The 18,636-nt window shown below is 64.3% G+C and carries 16 protein-coding genes; 1 reads left to right on the forward strand and 15 read right to left on the reverse strand.

The window, feature by feature from the left end; translation table 11 throughout:
- Positions 1-12: 12 nt before the first annotated feature.
- The 7 genes from L6D77_RS04105 to L6D77_RS04135 all read right to left on the reverse strand — a co-directional run bounded on the left by L6D77_RS04105 (position 13) and on the right by L6D77_RS04135 (position 6,153).
- The gene (locus tag L6D77_RS04105; protein ID WP_232880462.1) at positions 13-870 is read right to left on the reverse strand and encodes a peptidoglycan DD-metalloendopeptidase family protein; all 858 of its coding nucleotides are present in this window, start codon (positions 868-870) and stop codon (positions 13-15) included.
- Positions 871-1,048: 178 nt separating this feature from the next.
- A complete protein-coding gene (locus L6D77_RS04110; protein ID WP_232881027.1) occupies positions 1,049-1,687 on the reverse strand; it encodes a protein-L-isoaspartate(D-aspartate) O-methyltransferase in 639 nt (212 codons plus the stop codon).
- Positions 1,688-1,725: 38 nt separating this feature from the next.
- A complete protein-coding gene (surE, locus tag L6D77_RS04115; RefSeq protein WP_232880460.1) occupies positions 1,726-2,475 on the reverse strand; it encodes a 5'/3'-nucleotidase SurE in 750 nt (249 codons plus the stop codon).
- Positions 2,463-3,521, reverse strand: coding sequence for a tRNA pseudouridine(13) synthase TruD (truD, locus tag L6D77_RS04120; protein WP_232880459.1), 1,059 nt, complete (start codon positions 3,519-3,521; stop codon positions 2,463-2,465). Before truD ends, surE begins: the two co-directional genes overlap by 13 nt.
- Positions 3,518-3,991 carry a 2-C-methyl-D-erythritol 2,4-cyclodiphosphate synthase gene (gene ispF / locus L6D77_RS04125; RefSeq protein WP_232880458.1) on the reverse strand — a complete coding sequence of 158 codons (474 nt, stop codon included), beginning with the start codon at positions 3,989-3,991 and terminating at the stop codon, positions 3,518-3,520. The genes truD and ispF overlap by 4 nt, the downstream gene beginning before the upstream one ends.
- Positions 3,992-4,181: 190 nt before the next feature.
- Entirely contained in the window at positions 4,182-5,030 is an 849-nt protein-coding gene (fghA, locus tag L6D77_RS04130; protein WP_232880456.1) for an S-formylglutathione hydrolase, read from the reverse strand.
- 10 nt (positions 5,031-5,040) lie between these two features.
- A complete protein-coding gene (locus L6D77_RS04135) occupies positions 5,041-6,153 on the reverse strand; it encodes an S-(hydroxymethyl)glutathione dehydrogenase/class III alcohol dehydrogenase (protein ID WP_232880452.1) in 1,113 nt (370 codons plus the stop codon).
- A gap of 108 nt (positions 6,154-6,261) precedes the next feature.
- On the opposite strand from L6D77_RS04135, the gene L6D77_RS04140 reads away from it, so the two are divergent.
- On the forward strand, positions 6,262-7,158 hold the full coding sequence (locus L6D77_RS04140) for a LysR substrate-binding domain-containing protein (protein ID WP_232880449.1): 897 nt from the start codon (positions 6,262-6,264) through the stop codon (positions 7,156-7,158).
- 132 nt (positions 7,159-7,290) lie between these two features.
- Here the strand turns inward: L6D77_RS04140 and ispD are convergent, their stop codons facing one another.
- The 8 genes from ispD to dnaE form a co-directional block, all read right to left on the reverse strand.
- Positions 7,291-7,998, reverse strand: a complete 708-nt coding sequence (ispD, locus tag L6D77_RS04145) for a 2-C-methyl-D-erythritol 4-phosphate cytidylyltransferase (RefSeq protein WP_232880446.1) — start codon at positions 7,996-7,998, stop codon at positions 7,291-7,293.
- On the reverse strand, positions 7,995-8,276 hold the full coding sequence (ftsB, locus tag L6D77_RS04150) for a cell division protein FtsB (RefSeq protein ID WP_110992403.1): 282 nt from the start codon (positions 8,274-8,276) through the stop codon (positions 7,995-7,997). The genes ispD and ftsB overlap by 4 nt, the downstream gene beginning before the upstream one ends.
- A gap of 156 nt (positions 8,277-8,432) precedes the next feature.
- Positions 8,433-9,722, reverse strand: a complete 1,290-nt coding sequence (gene eno / locus L6D77_RS04155; RefSeq protein WP_232880445.1) for a phosphopyruvate hydratase — start codon at positions 9,720-9,722, stop codon at positions 8,433-8,435.
- Positions 9,723-9,876: 154 nt separating this feature from the next.
- The gene (kdsA, locus tag L6D77_RS04160) at positions 9,877-10,722 is read right to left on the reverse strand and encodes a 3-deoxy-8-phosphooctulonate synthase (protein ID WP_125859890.1); all 846 of its coding nucleotides are present in this window, start codon (positions 10,720-10,722) and stop codon (positions 9,877-9,879) included.
- A 3-nt stretch (positions 10,723-10,725) separates the two neighbouring features.
- Positions 10,726-12,354: a CTP synthase gene (locus L6D77_RS04165; protein WP_232880444.1), complete on the reverse strand. Its 1,629-nt coding sequence runs from the start codon at positions 12,352-12,354 to the stop codon at positions 10,726-10,728.
- A gap of 269 nt (positions 12,355-12,623) precedes the next feature.
- Positions 12,624-13,907 (reverse strand): tRNA lysidine(34) synthetase TilS, encoded by a 1,284-nt coding sequence (tilS, locus tag L6D77_RS04170; protein ID WP_232880440.1) that lies wholly within the window; start codon positions 13,905-13,907, stop codon positions 12,624-12,626.
- Between the two features lie 138 nt (positions 13,908-14,045).
- Positions 14,046-14,993 carry an acetyl-CoA carboxylase carboxyltransferase subunit alpha gene (locus L6D77_RS04175; protein WP_232880435.1) on the reverse strand — a complete coding sequence of 316 codons (948 nt, stop codon included), beginning with the start codon at positions 14,991-14,993 and terminating at the stop codon, positions 14,046-14,048.
- A 105-nt stretch (positions 14,994-15,098) separates the two neighbouring features.
- Positions 15,099-18,623, reverse strand: a complete 3,525-nt coding sequence (gene dnaE, locus L6D77_RS04180) for a DNA polymerase III subunit alpha (protein ID WP_232880433.1) — start codon at positions 18,621-18,623, stop codon at positions 15,099-15,101.
- Positions 18,624-18,636 lie beyond the last annotated feature (13 nt).

The following is an 18,636-nucleotide window of genomic DNA, read 5'->3' on the forward strand; positions in this document are numbered from 1 at the left end:
CTGGGACAAAGATCAACGGCGTGGCAGGAACTGGAGTGGGTCGACGGGTTTACCCTGGCGGCGAATCTCGAAATGCAGCTTCACCCGATCAGTGCCCGTGGATCCCATCTCTGCGATCGTCTGCCCTGCCTTGACCTGCTGCCCCTCCCGAACCAAAAGCCTGCGGTTGTGGCCGTAGGCACTGACGTAGGTATCGCTGTGCTTGATGATGATCAGCTCGCCGTAGCCCCGCAAGCCACTCCCCGCGTAAACCACTGCACCATCAGCGGCAGCAAAAACAGGCTGTCCCAAATCACCGGCGATATCAACGCCTTTATTCAAACTGCCGTTTGAAGCAAATTTTCCAATCAACACGCCGTTCGCCGGCCACGTCCAGCCGCCAACGGCGCGCTCTGCGGCGGGCACCTGGGCAACCGTTTGCGAGGAAGACGAAGACGCCGAAGTGGCCGATTTGCCATTGTTCGCCGGAGCTGGAGTGGTGCCGACAGGGCGGCGGATGACCGTGGTCTTGCTCGACGACGAGGGGCTGCTGGTGACCACCGTAGTGCTGCCACCGGTACCGCTGCTGAAGCGAATCGGCTGGCCCGGGCGAATGGTGTAGGGCGCGGGGATATTGTTGCGCGCCGCCAACTCCTTGTAATCCCAGCCGTAGCGGAAGGCGATGGAGAACAGCGTGTCGCCGGGCTTGACGACATACTGCCCCGAGGTGACGGCCGGGCGCTTGGGCGCTGCGTTGTTACGGTCGACCACACGTGCACCACTCGAGCCGGTACTGGAGCAGCCAGCCAACAGGGTTCCCATGGCCAGCGCAATCACCACAAGCTTCAAAACCGATCGTTCCTTGCGCTGCCCAATGCCTGTGTGACCCACCCGCGCTCCCCTCATGGTGCCGAAAGATGACGATGCAAAATGCAATAATGTTGCAATTATACCCGAGCCGCCTCGCTTGGGGTGGCTCGCGGTGAACCGGCGAACGCCAGATACCTCGCCAGATAGACAGGGCCCGGGCGCGGGAATTCGTTGCTGACGTAAATATTCCGTGTATTCGTCAGGCCAACGGGCCGTTGAGCAACGGCACGAAGCGCACCGCCCCCAGCACCCGGCGCGAAAAGCCGTGCTCTTCGCGCACGATCAGCATCAATTGCTGCACCTCCCCTGCCGGCCCGACCGGGATCACCATGCGCCCGCCAGGTGCCAGTTGGTCCAGCAGCGCCTGGGGCACCTCCGGCGCCACGGCAGTGACGATGATGCCGTTGTACGGCGCCAGCGCCGGCCAGCCTTCGCAGCCATCGCCCCAGCGGAACACCACGTTGCGCAGGTTGAGTTCGACCAAACGCTCCTTGGCACGGTCCTGCAGGACCTTGATGCGCTCCACCGAGAACACCCGCTCCACCAGTTGCGCCAGGATCGCGGTCTGGTAACCCGAACCGGTGCCGATCTCCAGCACCTTGTCCAGCGGCCCCGCCTCCAGCAGCAGCTCACTCATGTGCGCAACCATGAACGGCTGCGAGATGGTCTGGTTGTGGCCGATTGGCAGCGCGGTGTCTTCATAGGCACGGTGCGCCAGTGCCTCGTCGACGAACAGGTGGCGCGGGGTACGGCGAATCACGTCGAGCACCTTGGGGTTCGACACACCTTCCTCGCACAGGCGCTGGATCAGCCGCTCCCGGGTACGCTGGGAGGTCATGCCGATGCCACGGCGCATCAGATCGTCCTGTTCGCGCATCAGAGCACGCCCTCCAGCCAGCCCTCGAAGCGTTCGAAGGCGTCGTTGAAGGTGCGGTCCAGCTGCAACGGGGTGATCGACACATAGCCTTGCATCACCGCGTGGAAGTCGGTGCCCGGCCCGCCGTCTTCGGCATCGCCGGCCACGGCGATCCAGTAGCCTTCCTTGCCCCGCGGGTTGACCACCTTGGTCGGTGCCGCCGCGCGTGCCCGATGCCCCAGCCGGGTAAGCTGGATGCCGCGGATATGCTCCAGCGGCAGGCTGGGGATGTTGATGTTGAGCACGGTGCGTGGCGGCAGCTCCAGGCGTGCCTGCGCCTCGACCAGGCGACGGGCGATGTAGGCCGCCGCCGGCAGGTTGTCGGTTTGCCGCGAGAGCAGCGAGAAGGCCAGTGACGTACCACCCAGGAAGCGCCCTTCGAGGGCGGCGGCGACCGTGCCGGAATACAGCACGTCATCGCCCAGGTTGGCGCCCAGGTTGATACCGGACACCACCATGTCAGGGGTGTGCGGCAACAGGCCGTTGAGCCCCAGGTGCACGCAGTCGGTCGGCGTGCCGTTGAGGCTGATGAAGCCATTGGCCAATGTCTGCGGGTGCAGGGGCCGGTCCAGCGTCAGCGAACTGCCGGCGCCGCTCTTGTCTTGATCCGGGGCAATCACCGCGCACTCGGCGTAATCCACCAGCGCAGCATGCAGCGCGGCGAGGCCGGGTGCGGTAACACCGTCGTCATTCGAAATCAGAATACGCATGGGCTGTCCGTCTGCCCTGCCGGCACCAGATCGACGAGTTCGCGCACCACCACGGTGGCGAAGCATCCGGCCGGAAGGACGAATTCCAGTTGCAGGATATCAGGCTCGGGATAATGCCACGTCAGCCGCCCAATAGGGAGCCGCAGGATGCGCCGTTCGTGATCCATGCCCGCACGGGCCAGCCATTGGCACAGTGCCGGGTGCTGTTCGGCGAGGGCCGATTCGACCGCCAGCGTGGCGCCACTGCTCGGGGCATCGCCCTCGCCCCACAGCGGGCCGGTGGGGTGCAGGTCGAGAATCGCCAGGCGCGGATCGCTGCACTCGGCCTCCCCCGCCGGGAAGAAGCTGCGGCTGTCGGTGAAGGCCAGCAGGTCGCCAACCTGGGCACGCTGCCAGCTGCCATCGGCCACGCGGGTGGCCAGCACCTGGTTGAACAGGTAGCTGCGCCCCGCCGAAAGCAAGCGTGAACGCACGTTGCGTTGCTCCGGCAGCGCCTGGCGCGCCGCCCAGTCCTGGGCATCGTAAACGTTGCCACCGGCATGGCCGAAACGTTGGCTACCGAAGTAGTTGGGCACACCCTGCTGCTTGAGTTGCTCGAGGCGCGCATCGAGGGCCTGGTGGTCGGCCTGCAGGGCGGTCAGGCGCAGCGTGAAACCGTTGGCCGCATGGGCGCCGCGCTGCAGCTTGCGCTGGTGGCGCACTTGCTTGAGCACGCGCAGGGTTTCGTCTTCGGCACGGGACAGGTCGGGGTCGGCCTTGCCCGGCAAGTGCAGGCTGAACCACTGGCGGGTCAGGGCCTGGCGATCCTTGAGGCCGGCATAGCTGATCGAACGCACCGGCACACCGGCAGCGCGCGCCAGGCGGCGGGCGGCTTCCTCGGTGTTGAGGTCACGCTTCTCGACCCACAGCCACAGGTGCTCGCCCTGGCCGGACAACGGGATGTCGAGCACTTCGTCGACCTGGAAGTCTTCGGCCACCGCCTTGAGCACCGCGGTGCCCAGCGCGTCACCCGAGGCACGCGGCCCCAGCAGTTGCATCTCGTTCATACCGACAGCAACAGGGCAACCGCGTGCACGGCGATCCCCTCCTCACGGCCGGTGAAGCCCAGTTTTTCTTCGGTGGTGGCCTTGACGTTGACCTGGTCGAGCTCGACCTGCAGGTCTTCGGCGATGCGCTGGCGCATGGTCTCGATATGCGGGGCCATTTTCGGCGCCTGGGCGACGATGGTGGCGTCGACGTTGCCGACCTTCCAGCCCTTGTTGCGCACGACGCCGACCACATGGCGCAGCAGCACGCGGCTGTCGGCGCCCTTGAACTGCGGGTCGGTGTCCGGGAAGTGCTTGCCGATGTCACCCAGCGCCGCAGCGCCAAGCAGGGCATCGCTCAGGGCGTGCAGCAGCACGTCACCATCGGAATGGGCCAACAGGCCGTATTTGTGGGGGATACGCACCCCGCCCAGGGTAATGAAATCACCGTCGGCGAAACGGTGGACATCGTAGCCATGGCCAATACGCATAGAAAAACGCCCTGATTGAGACAGGGCGTGATTCTACCTGCTTTATGCACTATTGGGGCTGCTGTGCAGCCCTTCGCGGTGGTCCGGCACACCGGTGAACCCGCTCCCACAGGAACCGGAAAATTCTGATGCCGGCAAAATCCTGTGGGAGCGGGTTCACCCGCGAAGAATCCAATGTGTTTTTGACCTGTTACACCCTGCCCAGTGCCACCGCATGATGGCGCAGGTGCTCATCGATGAAGCTGGCGATGAAGTAGTAGCTGTGGTCGTAGCCCGGCTGCATACGCAGGGTCAGCCCATGCCCACCCTTGCGGGCCGCCTGCTCCAATGCCTCTGGCTTGAGCTGTTTCTCAAGGAAGTCGTCACGGTCACCCTGGTCCACCAGCAGCGGCGGGCATTCACCCGCCTCGGCCAGCAACGCACTGGCATCCCACTCGCGCCAGCGCGCCCGGTCTTCGCCCAGGTAGCGGCTGAAGGCCTTCTCGCCCCAAGGGCAGTCCATCGGGTTGCTGATCGGCGAGAACGCCGACACCGAGCGGTAACGCCCCGGGTTGCGCAAGGCGCAGACCAGCGCACCATGCCCGCCCATGGAGTGGCCGCTGATGCTGCGCTGATCGGACGCCGGGAAGTGCGCCTCGATCAGTGCCGGCAGCTCGTCCACCACGTAGTCATGCATACGGTAGTGCTGGGCCCAGGGCTGCTGGGTGGCGTTGAGGTAGAAGCCGGCCCCCAGGCCGAAGTCCCAGGCACCCTCCGGATCACCTGGCACCCCTTCGCCACGCGGGCTGGTATCAGGCGCAACGATGATCAGCCCAAGCTCTGCGGCCAGGCGCTGGGCGCCGGCCTTCTGCATGAAGTTCTCGTCGGTGCAGGTCAGGCCGCTGAGCCAGTACAGCACCGGCAGTCTTTCGCCCTGCTCGGCCTGGGGCGGCAGGTACACGGCGAACACCATGTCGCAGCCGAGCACCTTGGAGCTGTGCCGGTAGCGCTTGTGCCAGCCGCCGAAGCTCTTCTGGCAGGAGATGTTTTCCAGCGTCATGGCAAGGGCCTCAGAAGTGGATAACGCTACGGATGCTCTTGCCTTCGTGCATCAGGTCGAAGGCCTTGTTGATGTCCTCCAGGCCCATGGTGTGGGTGATGAAGGTATCCAGCGGGATCTCGCCCTTCTCGGCCATGTCGACGTAGCTCGGCAGTTCGCTGCGGCCACGCACGCCACCGAACGCCGAACCGCGCCACACGCGGCCGGTGACCAGCTGGAACGGACGGGTGGCGATTTCCTGGCCGGCACCGGCCACGCCGATGATCACCGACTCGCCCCAGCCCTTGTGGCAGCACTCCAGCGCCGCACGCATCAGCTGCACGTTGCCGATGCACTCGAAGGAGAAGTCCACGCCGCCGTCGGTCAGGTCGACGATGACTTCCTGGATCGGGCGGTCGTAGTCCTTGGGGTTGATGCAGTCGGTGGCGCCCAGCTGGCGGGCGATCTCGAACTTGGCCGGGTTGATGTCGATGGCGATGATGCGCGAGGCCTTGGCCTTGACGGCACCGATCACCGCCGACAAACCAATGCCGCCCAGGCCGAAGATGGCCACGGTGTCACCTGGCTTGACCTTGGCGGTGTTGAGCACGGCACCGATGCCGGTGGTCACGCCGCAGCCGAGCAGGCAGACCTTCTCCAGCGGCGCTTCCTTCTGGATCTTGGCCACGGAGATTTCCGGCAGCACTGTGTACTCGGAGAAGGTCGAGGTGCCCATGTAGTGGAACAGCTGCTGGCCCTTGTGGCTGAAACGGCTGGTGCCGTCGGGCATCAGGCCCTTGCCCTGGGTGGCGCGGATCGCCTGGCACAGGTTGGTCTTGCCCGACAGGCAGAATTTGCACTTGCCGCATTCCGGGGTGTACAGCGGGATCACATGGTCACCGACCGCTACCGAGGTGACGCCCTCGCCTACCGCCTCGACGATCGCCCCGCCCTCATGGCCGAGGATCGACGGGAAGATGCCCTCCGGGTCGGCACCGGACAGGGTGTAGGCGTCGGTGTGGCAGACCCCGGAGGCGACCACGCGCAACAGCACTTCACCGGCCTTGGGCATGGCCACGTCGACTTCGACGATTTCCAGGGGTTTCTTGGCCTCGAAGGCTACGGCAGCACGGGACTTGATCATCATGGGTCTCCAGACAGAGTGTCGATATCAGTCCCGCAGTGTAATTCATGCCTATTTGATGAATAATCCGGCCAACTAAAAAACATTATTGCCATACAGGGATAATCCATGAGCAGTCGCTGGGAAGGCATCGACGAGTTCGTCGCCGTGGCCGAGTCAGGCCAGTTCACGGCGGCCGCCGAGCGCCTGGGGGTTTCCTCGTCCCATGTCAGCCGGCAGATCGCCCGCCTTGAAGAGCGCCTGCAGACCCGCCTGCTGTACCGCAGCACCCGGCGGGTGACCTTGAGCGAGGCTGGGCAGACCTTCCTCCAGCATTGCCAGCGTCTGCAGGATGGCCGTGAAGAGGCGTTGCGCGCCATGGGCGACCTGGCCAGCGAACCGAAGGGCTTGCTGCGCATGACCTGTGCGGTGGCTTATGGCGAACGCTTCATCGTGCCGCTGGTGACGCGATTCATGGCGCAATACCCGCAATTGCGGGTCGAAGTGGAACTGAGCAACCGCACCCTCGACCTGCTGCATGAAGGCATGGACATGGCGATCCGCCTGGGCCGCCTGCAGGACTCGCGGCTGGTGGCCACGCGCCTGGCGCCGCGGCGCATGTACCTGTGTGCCTCGCCTGCCTACCTGGAACGCTATGGCCGGCCACACAGCCTGTCGGAGCTGGCGCGGCACAATTGCCTGATCGGCAGTTCCGACCTGTGGGCGCTGCAGCAGGATGGCCGTGAATTCAGCCAGCGGGTGCAGGGCAACTGGCGCTGCAACAGCGGGCAGGCGGTGCTGGATGCGGCGTTGCAAGGGATGGGCTTGTGCCAACTGCCGGACTACTACGTGCTGGAGCACCTGCACAGTGGCGCGCTGGTGTCGTTGCTGGAAGGGCATCAGCCGCCGAATACGGCGGTGTGGGCGCTGTATCCGCAGCAGCGGCATCTGTCGCCGAAGGTGCGACGGTTGGTGGACTATCTCAAGGAAGGATTGGCGCAGTTGCCGGAGTACCGGCAGGGCTGAATGACATGTGCTGGTTTTACCGGCCTCTTCGCGGGCAAGCCCGCTCCCACAGGGACCACACAGATTTCAAAACAAGTGGAGATCCCGTGGGAGCGGGCTTGCCCGCGAAAGGGCCATTGCTGCACTGAAACTTCAGCGTCGAGCGGCCCATCGCTGGCGCAACCACTCCAGGTCTTCCGGCCGGGTCACCTTGATGTTGTCGCTGCGCCCTTCGATCAAGCGTGGCGCATAGCCGGCCCATTCGATGGCGGAAGACTCATCAGTGACCGCCACATCCGACACCAGGCACTCGGCCAGCGCGCGATGCAGCATCCCCAAACGGAACATCTGCGGGGTATAGGCCTGCCAGACGGTACTGCGGTCCACCGTGGCGCTCACCCGGCCATCGGCGCCGGCACGCTTGAGCGTGTCCCGCGCCGGAACGGCCAGCAGGCCACCCACCGGGTCATCGGCAAGCTCTGTCAACAACCGGTCCAGATCGCTGCGCGCCAGGTTCGGCCGCGCCGCATCGTGCACCAGGACCCAGTCGTCGTCCGACGCCCCCTGGGCATGCAGCAACAGCAAGGCATTGAGCACCGAATCGGCACGCTCGCGCCCACCCGGGGCACGCTGGATGCGCCCGTCGCTGGCACAGGGCAGGCCGGGCCAGTACGGGTCGTCGTCGGCAATGCTGACCACCACGCCCTTGAGCGCGGGGTGGCCTAGAAAACAGTCGAGGCTATGCTCGAGGATCGTCTGCCCGCCCAATTGCAGGTACTGCTTGGGCCGGTCGGCAGCCATGCGGGCACCAACGCCCGCGGCGGGAATCACGGCCCAGAAGGCCGGCAATTGCTGGGTCATTTTTGCGGCAGCTGGTAGAGGGTTTCGCCCTCCTTGACCATCCCCAGTTCATGACGAGCCCGTTCTTCCACGGTCTCCATACCTTTCTTCAGCTCCAGGACTTCCGCATCGAGCACGCGATTACGCTCCAGCAGCCGTTCGTTCTCGGCGTGCTGTTCGTCAATCTGCTGCTTGAGCTCGGTCACTTGCGCCAGGCTGCCATTACCCACCCAAAGGCGATATTGCAGGCCGCCGAGCAGCAGGAGCAGAACGAGAAACAACCAATAGGGACTGCGCATGAAGATATCCAGGGTATAAGGCCGCCGCAGCGAGCTTCCGATAGCACGAAGCCTGGCCGAGGCCAGGCTTCGTCGACAGAAACCCGTGTGAAGCATCTGAACATTCAGTACGAATGTTCAGGCTGCCTCGGCTGCTGCCTTTTTACCATCTCTTGCTCAGCCGCGAAACTCGGCGCGGCCACGGTAGACGGCCTTGGCACCCAGTTGCTCTTCGATACGCAGCAGCTGGTTGTACTTGCTGACGCGGTCGGAGCGGCACAGCGAGCCGGTCTTGATCTGGCCAGCAGCGGTACCGACGGCCAGGTCGGCAATGGTCGAGTCCTCGGTTTCACCCGAACGGTGCGAGATCACCGCGGTGTAGCCGGCGGCCTTGGCCATCTGGATGGCTTCCAGGGTTTCGGTCAGCGAGCCGATCTGGTTGAACTTGATCAGGATCGAGTTACCGATGCCCTTCTCGATACCTTCCTTGAGGATCTTGGTGTTGGTGACGAACAGGTCGTCGCCCACCAGCTGGACCTTCTTGCCGATCTTGTCGGTGAGGATTTTCCAGCCAGCCCAGTCGGACTCGTCCAGGCCGTCTTCGATCGAGATGATCGGGAAACGCTCGGTCAGGCCTTTGAGGTACTCGGCGAAGCCTTCGGCGTCGAACGACTTGCCTTCACCGGACAGGTTGTACTTGCCGTCTTCGTAGAACTCGGAAGCGGCGCAGTCCAGGGCCAGGGTCACGTCGGTGCCCAGCTTGTAGCCGGCTTTCTCGACGGCTTCGGCGATGGCGGCCAGGGCGTCTTCGTTGGATGCCAGGTTCGGCGCGAAGCCACCTTCGTCACCGACGGCGGTGTTCAGGCCACGGGCCTTCAGTACAGCCTTGAGGTGGTGGAAGATCTCGGTGCCCATGCGCAGGCCGTCGGAGAAGGTCTTGGCGCCAACCGGCTGCACCATGAACTCCTGGATGTCGACGTTGTTGTCGGCGTGCTCGCCGCCGTTGATGATGTTCATCATCGGAACTGGCATGGAGTACTGGCCAGGGGTGCCGTTGAGGTTGGCGATGTGGGCGTACAGCGGCAGGTCCAGGTCCTGGGCGGCGGCCTTGGCGGCAGCCAGCGAGACGGCCAGGATGGCGTTGGCGCCCAGCTTGGCCTTGTTCTCGGTACCGTCCAGTTCGATCATGGCGCGGTCCAGGGCTTTCTGGTCCGATGGGTCCTTGCCCAGCAGCAGCTCGCGGATCGGGCCGTTGATGTTGGCGACGGCCTTCAGCACGCCCTTGCCCAGGTAACGGCTCTTGTCGCCATCACGCAGCTCCAGCGCTTCGCGCGAGCCAGTGGAAGCACCCGACGGCGCGCAGGCGCTGCCGATGATGCCGTTGTCGAGCAGCACGTCGGCTTCCACGGTGGGGTTGCCACGGGAATCGAGAACTTCACGACCTTTGATGTCGACGATCTTTGCCATTGTTGTAAGCACTCCAGAATTGACGAAACGAACGCAACTTTTGGGAATTCTTGCCGTTCACCAGGCGACATGGCACGGGCAGGCCTGGCGAAGGGAGCCCCTGACCGATAGGTCAGGGGGTGGAACGGGCGGTACTTTACCCGAGAAATGAGCTTTACGCGGTTTCTACCGTCGGAAAACTTTTCACCAGGTCGTCCAGCTGCTTGAGCTGGGCGAGGAACGGCTCGAGCTTGTCCAGGCGCAGGGCGCACGGGCCGTCGCACTTGGCGTTGTCCGGGTCCGGGTGGGCTTCGAGGAACAGCCCGGCCAGGCCCTGGCTCATGCCGGCCTTGGCCAGGTCGGTGACCTGGGCACGGCGGCCACCGGCGGAGTCGGCACGGCCGCCCGGGGTCTGCAGCGAGTGGGTGACGTCGAAGAACACCGGGTACTCGAACTGCTTCATGATGCCGAAGCCGAGCATGTCCACCACCAGGTTGTTGTAGCCGAAGCTCGAACCGCGCTCACACAGGATGAGCTGGTCGTTGCCGGCCTCGACGCACTTGGCGAGGATGTGCTTCATCTCGTGGGGCGCCAGGAACTGCGCCTTCTTGATGTTGATCACCGCACCGGTCTTGGCCATCGCCACCACCAGGTCGGTCTGGCGCGAGAGGAAGGCCGGCAGCTGGATGATGTCGCACACCTTGGCCACCGGCTCGCACTGGTAAGGCTCGTGCACGTCGGTGATCACCGGCACGTTGAAGGTCTGCTTGATCTCTTCGAAGATCTTCAGGCCTTCTTCCATGCCCGGGCCACGGTACGAGGTCACCGACGAGCGGTTGGCCTTGTCGAAGCTGGCCTTGAACACGTACGGGATGCCGAGTTTCTCGGTCACCCGCACGTACTCCTCGCAGACCTTCAGGGCCAGGTCACGGGACTCCAGAACGTTCATGCCGCCGAACAGGACGAACGGCTTGTCGTTGGCGATCTCGATGTTACCGACGCGAATGATCTTCTGAGTCATGGATCAGGCCTTGTTCTTCTGTGCCAGGGCTGCCTTGACGAAGCCGCTGAACAGCGGGTGGCCGTCACGTGGCGTCGAGGTGAACTCCGGGTGGAACTGGCAGGCGACGAACCATGGGTGGTCCTTGGACTCGACCACTTCGACCAGCGCGCCGTCTTCGGAGCGGCCAGAAACGACCAGGCCAGCCTCAACCAGCTGTGGCAGCAGGTTGTTGTTCACTTCGTAGCGGTGGCGGTGACGCTCGGTGATGATGTCCTTGCCGTAGCAGTCATGCACCTTGGAGCCGGCGGCCAGCTGGCAGTCCTGTGCGCCCAGGCGCATGGTGCCGCCCAGGTCGGAGGCTTCGGTACGGGTCTCGACCGCGCCGGTGGCGTCTGCCCACTCGGTGATCAGGCCGACGACCGGGTGGCCGCTGTTGCGGTCGAACTCGGTGGAGTTGGCGTCTTTCCAGCCCATCACGTTACGGGCGAACTCGATCACGGCCACCTGCATGCCGAGGCAGATGCCCAGGTACGGGACCTTGTTCTCACGGGCGTACTGCACCGCGGTGATCTTGCCTTCCACGCCGCGCAGGCCGAAACCGCCCGGGACCAGGATGGCATCGGCGCCTTCGAGCAGGCTGGTGCCCTGGTTCTCGATGTCTTCGGAGTCGATGTAGCGCAGGTTGACCTTGGTGCGGTTGGTGATGCCAGCGTGGCTCATCGCTTCGATCAGCGACTTGTACGCGTCCAGCAGCTCCATGTACTTGCCGACCATGGCGATGGTCACTTCCTGCTCAGGGTTGAGCTTGGCATCGACCACCTTGTCCCACTCGGACAGGTCAGCGCTGTTGCACTGCAGGGCGAAGCGCTCGACGACGAAGTCGTCCAGGCCTTGAGCGTGCAGTACGCCAGGGATCTTGTAGATGGTGTCGACGTCTTCCAGCGAAATCACCGCACGTTCTTCGACGTTGGTGAACAGCGCGATCTTGCGACGCGACGAGGCGTCGACCGGGTGGTCGGAACGGCAGATCAGCACGTCAGGCTGCAGGCCGATGGAGCGCAGCTCCTTGACCGAGTGCTGGGTCGGCTTGGTCTTGGTTTCGCCGGCGGTGGCGATGTACGGCACCAGCGTCAGGTGCATCAGCATGGCGCGCTTGGAGCCCACTTCGACGCGCAGCTGGCGGATGGCCTCGAGGAACGGTTGCGACTCGATGTCACCCACGGTGCCGCCGATCTCGACCAGCGCGACGTCGGCATCGCCGGCGCCCTTGATGATGCGGCGCTTGATTTCGTCGGTGATGTGCGGGATGACCTGGATGGTCGCGCCCAGGTAGTCACCACGGCGCTCTTTGCGCAGCACGTGCTCGTAGATACGGCCGGTGGTGAAGTTGTTGTTCTGGGTCATCGTGGTGCGGATGAACCGCTCGTAGTGGCCCAGGTCGAGGTCGGTCTCGGCGCCGTCGTGAGTGACGAATACTTCACCGTGCTGGAACGGGCTCATGGTGCCCGGGTCGACGTTGATGTACGGGTCCAGCTTGAGCATGGTGACTTTGAGCCCCCGCGCTTCCAGGATGGCCGCCAGGGAAGCCGAGGCAATGCCTTTCCCCAATGAAGAAACAACACCGCCCGTGACGAATATGTAGCGCGTCATGAAAAACCCTAGAAGTCTGCGTTAAGGCGGCACGCGCCGCCGGAGAAAGCGAAGGAAGGCCGAAGCCCCCGATCACCTGCGTCAATCACAGTGCATCTCGAACAACTGCCGCGTCTGTACAGACCAGGGGTATCCCCGGCATGGAGCTCGCTCGTCATTTTAAGAATCAGCCCAGCAAAAAACTGCTTGGTAATCGGCAACCCCTGTGTTTTCGAGGAACCCACAGAAGTTGTATCAAGAAGGGAGGGTAGTCTACCGGAATGTACCCTTCAGCTCAAACCTTGCACGCGGGTCGGTGGCTGCCAGTGCAACTGGCAATTGGCCTGCCCCAGCCCGGGCAGGTTGGCCACCGCCAGCAAGCGCTCGCCCTGATACAGCAACGGCAGGCGCGGGCGCACGAAATGCGGGATCTGCAACTCATTGAGCAGGCGCTTGAGGTCGCGCCGACCTCGGCCGGGAAGGTCCAGGACTTCGCCGCCCTGGCGATAGGTGATGCGCAGGCCCTCGGCGGCCGAGTGCGCCACCAGCCGCACGTGGCCATTGCCCGGCAGCACCAGTGGCTGGGCCGGGTCCTGCCAGGCCAGCTCACCCACAGGCGTGCCCAGCCACTCGCCATTCAACCACCAGAGGCGTCCATGGCTACGCTGCAACTCGCCGTCGGTCAGGTGCCACACCGGCCGGGCGTCGCCGGCCGCGTCACGCAGGTCGGCCCAGCCCGCCCAGTGACGACTGTCGGGCAACCGGGTGCGCTGGCTGAGCCAGTACTGCAGGGCATTGCGCTGGCGCGCCGGTGACAACGCCGCGAGGGTGGCGAGGTCGAGGGAGTCCAGCCCGAGCCAGGGCAGCGGCGCATTGCCGCAGGCCGTCGCCAGGTCGGCTGCGGCCAGTTCATCCAGAAGGCCCAAGGCCTCCCCCAGGTGTTCGGCGCTGCGCGCCAGGTTGCCTTCGGCCTGGGGCCAGCGCTGGCGCAGCAGCGGCAAGACATCACCGCGCAGGAAATTGCGGGCAAACGTGGTGTCAGTGTTGGAGGGGTCGTCGACCCACACCAGCCCCTTGCTCCGGGCATAGGCCTGCAATTGCTCGCGCGACAGTTTCAGCAGCGGGCGCACGAGGCTGCCCTGCCCCAGCGGCCGCGCCTCGGGCATGGCCGACAGGCCTCGCAAGCCGGCGCCGCGCAGCAGACGCAGCAGCAAGGTCTCGGCCTGATCGTCACGGTGCTGGCCGGTGAACAGCACGGCGCCTGGGACGAGCAGCTTTTTGAACGCTGTGTATCGGGCATCGCGGGCAGCCTGCTCAAGACTGGCACCCGGGGCTACCTGAACGTGAATAACCTCGAGCTCGATGCCCAGGGCATCACAGACGGTCTTGCAGTGGGCGGGCCATGCATCGGCGACAGCTTGCAGACCATGATGCACATGGACGGCACGCAGCGGCGGTGCGGGGTGGTTGCGGGTGTAGTCGGCCAGCAGGTGCAGAAGGACGGTGGAGTCGAGGCCGCCGGAGAAGGCGATGTACCAGGCGGGGGCTGAAAGCCAGGGGGTGAGGTTGAGCATCAGGGCCTCACTTGACTTGAGATCGCTGGGGGCGCTTTGCGCCCCTTTCGCGGCACGAGTCCGCTCCTACAAGGGATCGCGATGATCTGTAGGAGCGGCCTTGTGCCGCGAAAGGGCCGCAGAGCGGCCCCGTACCAATCAGAGGCCGTAGCTCATCAGGCGATCGTAACGGCGCTTGAGCAGCGCGTCGTTGTCGAGCTTGCCGAGCATGTCCAGCTGCTCGATCAGGTCGGCGCGGATGCTTGCAGAGACCTTGGCCGGGTCGCGGTGGGCGCCGCCCAGCGGCTCCTGGATGACCTTGTCGACGATGTTCAGGCTCTTCAGGCGCTCAGCGGTGATGCCCATGGCTTCGGCTGCATCGGCGGCCTTGTCGGCGGTCTTCCACAGGATCGAAGCACAGCCTTCCGGCGAGATCACCGAGTAGGTCGAGTACTGCAGCATGTTCAGCTGGTCGCACACGCCAATGGCCAGTGCACCGCCGGAACCACCCTCACCGATCACGGTGGCGATGATCGGGGTCTTCAGGCGCGCCATCACCCGCAGGTTCCAGGCAATGGCTTCGCTCTGGTTGCGCTCTTCGGCGTCGATGCCCGGGTAGGCGCCCGGGGTATCGATGAAGGTCAGGATCGGCATCTTGAAGCGTTCGGCCATTTCCATCAGACGGCACGCCTTGCGGTAGCCCTCAGGGCGCGGCATGCCGAAGTTGCGGCGAACCTTCTCGCGCACTTCGCGGCCCTTCTGATGACCGATGACCATCACCGGCTTGTCGTTGAGGCGCGCGGTACCACCAACAATGGCGGCGTCGTCGGCGAAATGACGGTCGCCGTGCAGCTCTTCGAACTCGGTGAAGATGTGGTCGATGTAGTCGAGGGTATACGGACGGCGCGGGTGACGGGCCAGGCGAGCGATCTGCCAGCTGGTCAGGTTGCCGAAGATGCTCTCGGTCAGGGTGCTGCTCTTGTCCTGCAGACGGGCAATTTCATCGCTGATGTTCAGCGAGTTGTCGTTGCCCACCAGGCGCAGCTCTTCGATCTTGGCTTGCAGGTCGGCAATCGGCTGTTCGAAATCGAGGAAATTCGGGTTCATAGGCTTCCGTCTTGGGTCTACGGCCAGGCGGCCGGCCGGTTGATCCGTGTGGCGCCCTACCTTAAGGGATCAGGCGCATAAAGGTCGAGATTAAAATGCGTCGTTTCAACGGTATTGCAGGAAGACGTTCTCACGCCCGAACTGGTCACGCAGCGCCTGAATCAGGCCGTCGGCCGGGTCGATGCACCACTGGTCGCCGAACTGCAGCATGGCTTTGGCGTCGCTGCCGGTGTACTCCAGGGTGATCGGGCAGCCCCCGCGGTGACGGGTGATCAGCTCGCCCAGCCACTTCAGCCGATCGCCCTTGAGCGCCTCATGGGCGACTTTCAGGCGCAGGCTCTCGGCCAGCTTGGTACGTGCATCCTCCATGGTCATCACCGTCTTGACCCGCAGGCGCAGGCCGCCGGAGAAGTCGTCGTTGCTGACCTCCCCTTCCACCACCACCATGGCGTCGGTCTGCAGCAGCGCTTGCGCGGCCATGAAAGCGTCGGCGAACAGCGAGGCTTCGATACGCCCGGAGCGGTCGTCCAGGGTCACGAAGCCCATCTTGTCGCCCTTCTTGTTCTTCATCACCCGCAGGGCAATGATCATCCCGGCGATGGTCTGGGTGTCACGGGCCGGCTTGAGGTCGATGATGCGCTGGCGGGCGAAGCGGCGGATCTCGGTCTCGTATTCGTCGATCGGGTGGCCGGTGAGGTACAGGCCAAGGGTGTCCTTTTCGCCCTTGAGGCGCTCCTTGAGCGTCAGCTCGCGCACCTTGCGGTGGTTGGCGTAGACATCGACATCCGCCGCGTCGAACATGCTGCCGAACAGGTCGACATGGCCACTGTCGGCGGTATGCGCCGCCTGCTCGGCAGCCTTGACGGCCTCGCCCAGCGCCGACAGCAGGGTGGCGCGGTTGATGTCGATGTTGGCCTGGTAGGCCTTGATCTCGTCATGGAAGTGCGGGCCCAGGCGGTCCAGGGCGCCGCTGCGGATCAGCGCGTCGAGGGTACGTTTGTTGACCCGCTTGAGGTCGATACGTTCGCAGAAGTCGAACAGGTCCTTGAACGGGCCACCTTGCGCCCGCGCCTCGACGATCGCCTCCACCGGCCCCTCGCCCACGCCCTTGATCGCCCCCAGGCCATAGACGATGCGGCCATCGTCGTTGACCGCGAACTTGAAGTCGGAGAAGTTCACGTCCGGCGCATCGAGACGCAGCTTCATGCTGCGCACTTCCTCGACCAGCACCACCACCTTGTCGGTGTTGTGCATGTCCGCCGACAGTACCGCGGCCATGAACGGCGCCGGGTAGTGGGTCTTCAGCCAGGCGGTCTGGTAGGACACCAGGCCATAGGCTGCGGAGTGGGATTTGTTGAAGCCGTAACCGGCGAATTTCTCTACCAGGTCGAAGATGTTACCGGCCAGGTCCGCATCGATGTTGTTGCCGACGCAACCCTCGATGAAACCACCGCGCTGCTTGGCCATCTCCTCGGGCTTTTTCTTACCCATCGCCCGACGCAGCATGTCGGCGCCGCCGAGGGTGTAACCGGCCATCACCTGGGCGATCTGCATCACCTGTTCCTGGTACAGGATGATGCCGTAGGTGGGCGCCAGTACCGGCCTGAGGCCTTCGTACTGGTAGTCGGCGTGCGGGTAGGCCAGCTCGGCGCGGCCGTGCTTGCGGTTGATGAAGTCGTCCACCATGCCCGACTGCAGCGGGCCCGGGCGGAACAACGCCACCAGTGCGATCAGGTCTTCCAGGCAGTCGGGCTTGAGCTTCTTGATCAGCTCTTTCATGCCCCGGGATTCGAGCTGGAACACCGCGGTGGTCTCGGCCTTCTGCAGCAGCTCGTAGGTCTTGCGGTCATCCAGCGGGATGAAGTCGATGTTCACGTCGGGCAGATTGTTCTTTTTCTGCTCGCGGTTGATGATCTCCATCGCCCACTTGATGATGGTCAGCGTGCGCAGGCCGAGGAAGTCGAACTTCACCAGGCCCGCGGCCTCGACGTCGTCCTTGTCGAACTGGGTCACCAGGCCGCCGCCCTCTTCGTCACAGGCGATCGGCGAGAAATCGGTGAGCTTGGTGGGCGCGATCACCACACCACCGGCGTGCTTGCCGGTACCGCGGGTGACCCCCTCGAGCTTGAGGGCCATGTCCCAGATCTCGCGGCCGTCCTCGTCACTCTTGAGGAAGTCGCGCAGGAGTTCTTCCTGCTCGTAGGCCTTCTCCAGGGTCATGCCCACTTCGAACGGGATCATCTTCGACAGGCGGTCGGCCAGGCCGTACGACTTGCCCTGCACCCGCGCCACGTCGCGTACCACCGCCTTGGCGGCCATGGTACCGAAGGTGATGATCTGGCTGACCGCGTTGCGCCCATAGGCCTCGGCCACGTAGTCGATCACCCGGTCGCGGCCATCCATGCAGAAGTCGACGTCGAAGTCGGGCATGGAAATACGTTCAGGGTTGAGGAAACGTTCGAACAGCAGGTCGTAGGCCAGCGGGTCGAGGTCGGTGATCTTCAGCACATAGGCCACCAGCGAACCGGCACCCGAACCCCGGCCAGGGCCAACCGGCACGTCGTTGTTCTTGGCCCACTTGATGAAGTCCATAACGATCAGGAAGTAACCGGGGAAGCCCATCTGGATGATGATGTCCAGTTCGAACTTCAGGCGGTCCAGGTAGACCTGGCGCTTCTCTTCGTAGTTGGGCGTGGTCTCCTTCGGCCAGAGCACCGCCAGGCGCTCTTCGAGGCCTTCGTGGGAGACATGGCGCAGGTAGTCGTCGATACCCATGCCGTTGGGCGTGGGGAAATCGGGCAGGAAGTACTTGCCCAGCTGCACGGTGATGTTGCAGCGCTTGGCGATTTCCACGGTGTTGGCGATGGCGTCGGGCAGGTCGCTGAACAGCTCGGCCATCTCTTCGGCGGACTTGAGGTACTGCTGGTCGCTGTAGCCACGTGGCCGACGGGGGTCATCGAGGGTCCAGCCTTCGCCGATGCACACCCGGGTTTCGTGGGCGTCGAAGTCCGACTGCTTGATGAAGCGCACGTCGTTGGTGGCCACCAGCGGCGCGCCGAGCTTGTCGGCCAAGGCCACGGCGGCGTGCACGTATTCTTCGTCACCGGCGCGGTTGGTGCGCTGCACCTCGACGTAGAAGCGCTCCGGGAACATGCTCATCCAGTCGCCGAGCAAGGCCTCGGCTTCGTCCTGGCGGCCAGCCATCAACGCCGCGCCGATATCGCCTTCCTTGCCCGCGGACAGGGCGATGAGCCCCTCGCTGGCCGGGGCGATCCACTCGCGCTGAATGATCACCAGGCCATTGCGCTGGCCATCGGTCCAGCCCCTGGAGATCAGCTCGGTGAGATTGCGGTAGCCCTGGGGGTTCATGGCCAGGAAACAGATTCGCGACAGCGGCGCCTCAGGGTCACTGCCGGCCAGCCACAGGTCGGCGCCACAGATCGGCTTGATACCGGCGCCCATGGCGGTCTTGTAGAACTTCACCAGCGAGCACATGTTGCTCTGGTCGGTGATCGCCACCGCCGGCATGTTCATCCCGGCCAAGGCCTTGGCCAGCGGCTTGATCCGCACCAGGCCGTCGACCAGGGAGAATTCGGAATGCACGCGAAGGTGAATGAAGGAGACCGACATGGAAAGTCCTGTA

It is taken from the genome of Pseudomonas parasichuanensis, assembly GCF_021601385.1.
Lineage (GTDB): Bacteria > Pseudomonadota > Gammaproteobacteria > Pseudomonadales > Pseudomonadaceae > Aquipseudomonas > Aquipseudomonas parasichuanensis.

Coding starts and splice junctions, on each gene's coding strand:
- fghA (WP_232880456.1), bottom strand. CDS start 5,030: ATGACGCTGGAAAACATCTCCTGCCAGAAGAGCTTCGGCGGCTGGCAC.
- L6D77_RS04140 (WP_232880449.1), top strand. CDS start 6,262: ATGAGCAGTCGCTGGGAAGGCATCGACGAGTTCGTCGCCGTGGCCGAG.
- eno (WP_232880445.1), bottom strand. CDS start 9,722: ATGGCAAAGATCGTCGACATCAAAGGTCGTGAAGTTCTCGATTCCCGT.
- surE (WP_232880460.1), bottom strand. CDS start 2,475: ATGCGTATTCTGATTTCGAATGACGACGGTGTTACCGCACCCGGCCTC.
- L6D77_RS04165 (WP_232880444.1), bottom strand. CDS start 12,354: ATGACGCGCTACATATTCGTCACGGGCGGTGTTGTTTCTTCATTGGGG.
- ftsB (WP_110992403.1), bottom strand. CDS start 8,276: ATGCGCAGTCCCTATTGGTTGTTTCTCGTTCTGCTCCTGCTGCTCGGC.
- ispD (WP_232880446.1), bottom strand. CDS start 7,998: ATGACCCAGCAATTGCCGGCCTTCTGGGCCGTGATTCCCGCCGCGGGC.
- dnaE (WP_232880433.1), bottom strand. CDS start 18,623: ATGTCGGTCTCCTTCATTCACCTTCGCGTGCATTCCGAATTCTCCCTG.
- L6D77_RS04110 (WP_232881027.1), bottom strand. CDS start 1,687: ATGACCTCCCAGCGTACCCGGGAGCGGCTGATCCAGCGCCTGTGCGAG.
- L6D77_RS04175 (WP_232880435.1), bottom strand. CDS start 14,993: ATGAACCCGAATTTCCTCGATTTCGAACAGCCGATTGCCGACCTGCAA.
- ispF (WP_232880458.1), bottom strand. CDS start 3,991: ATGCGTATTGGCCATGGCTACGATGTCCACCGTTTCGCCGACGGTGAT.
- truD (WP_232880459.1), bottom strand. CDS start 3,521: ATGAACGAGATGCAACTGCTGGGGCCGCGTGCCTCGGGTGACGCGCTG.
- kdsA (WP_125859890.1), bottom strand. CDS start 10,722: ATGACTCAGAAGATCATTCGCGTCGGTAACATCGAGATCGCCAACGAC.
- tilS (WP_232880440.1), bottom strand. CDS start 13,907: ATGCTCAACCTCACCCCCTGGCTTTCAGCCCCCGCCTGGTACATCGCC.
- L6D77_RS04135 (WP_232880452.1), bottom strand. CDS start 6,153: ATGATCAAGTCCCGTGCTGCCGTAGCCTTCGAGGCCAAGAAACCCCTG.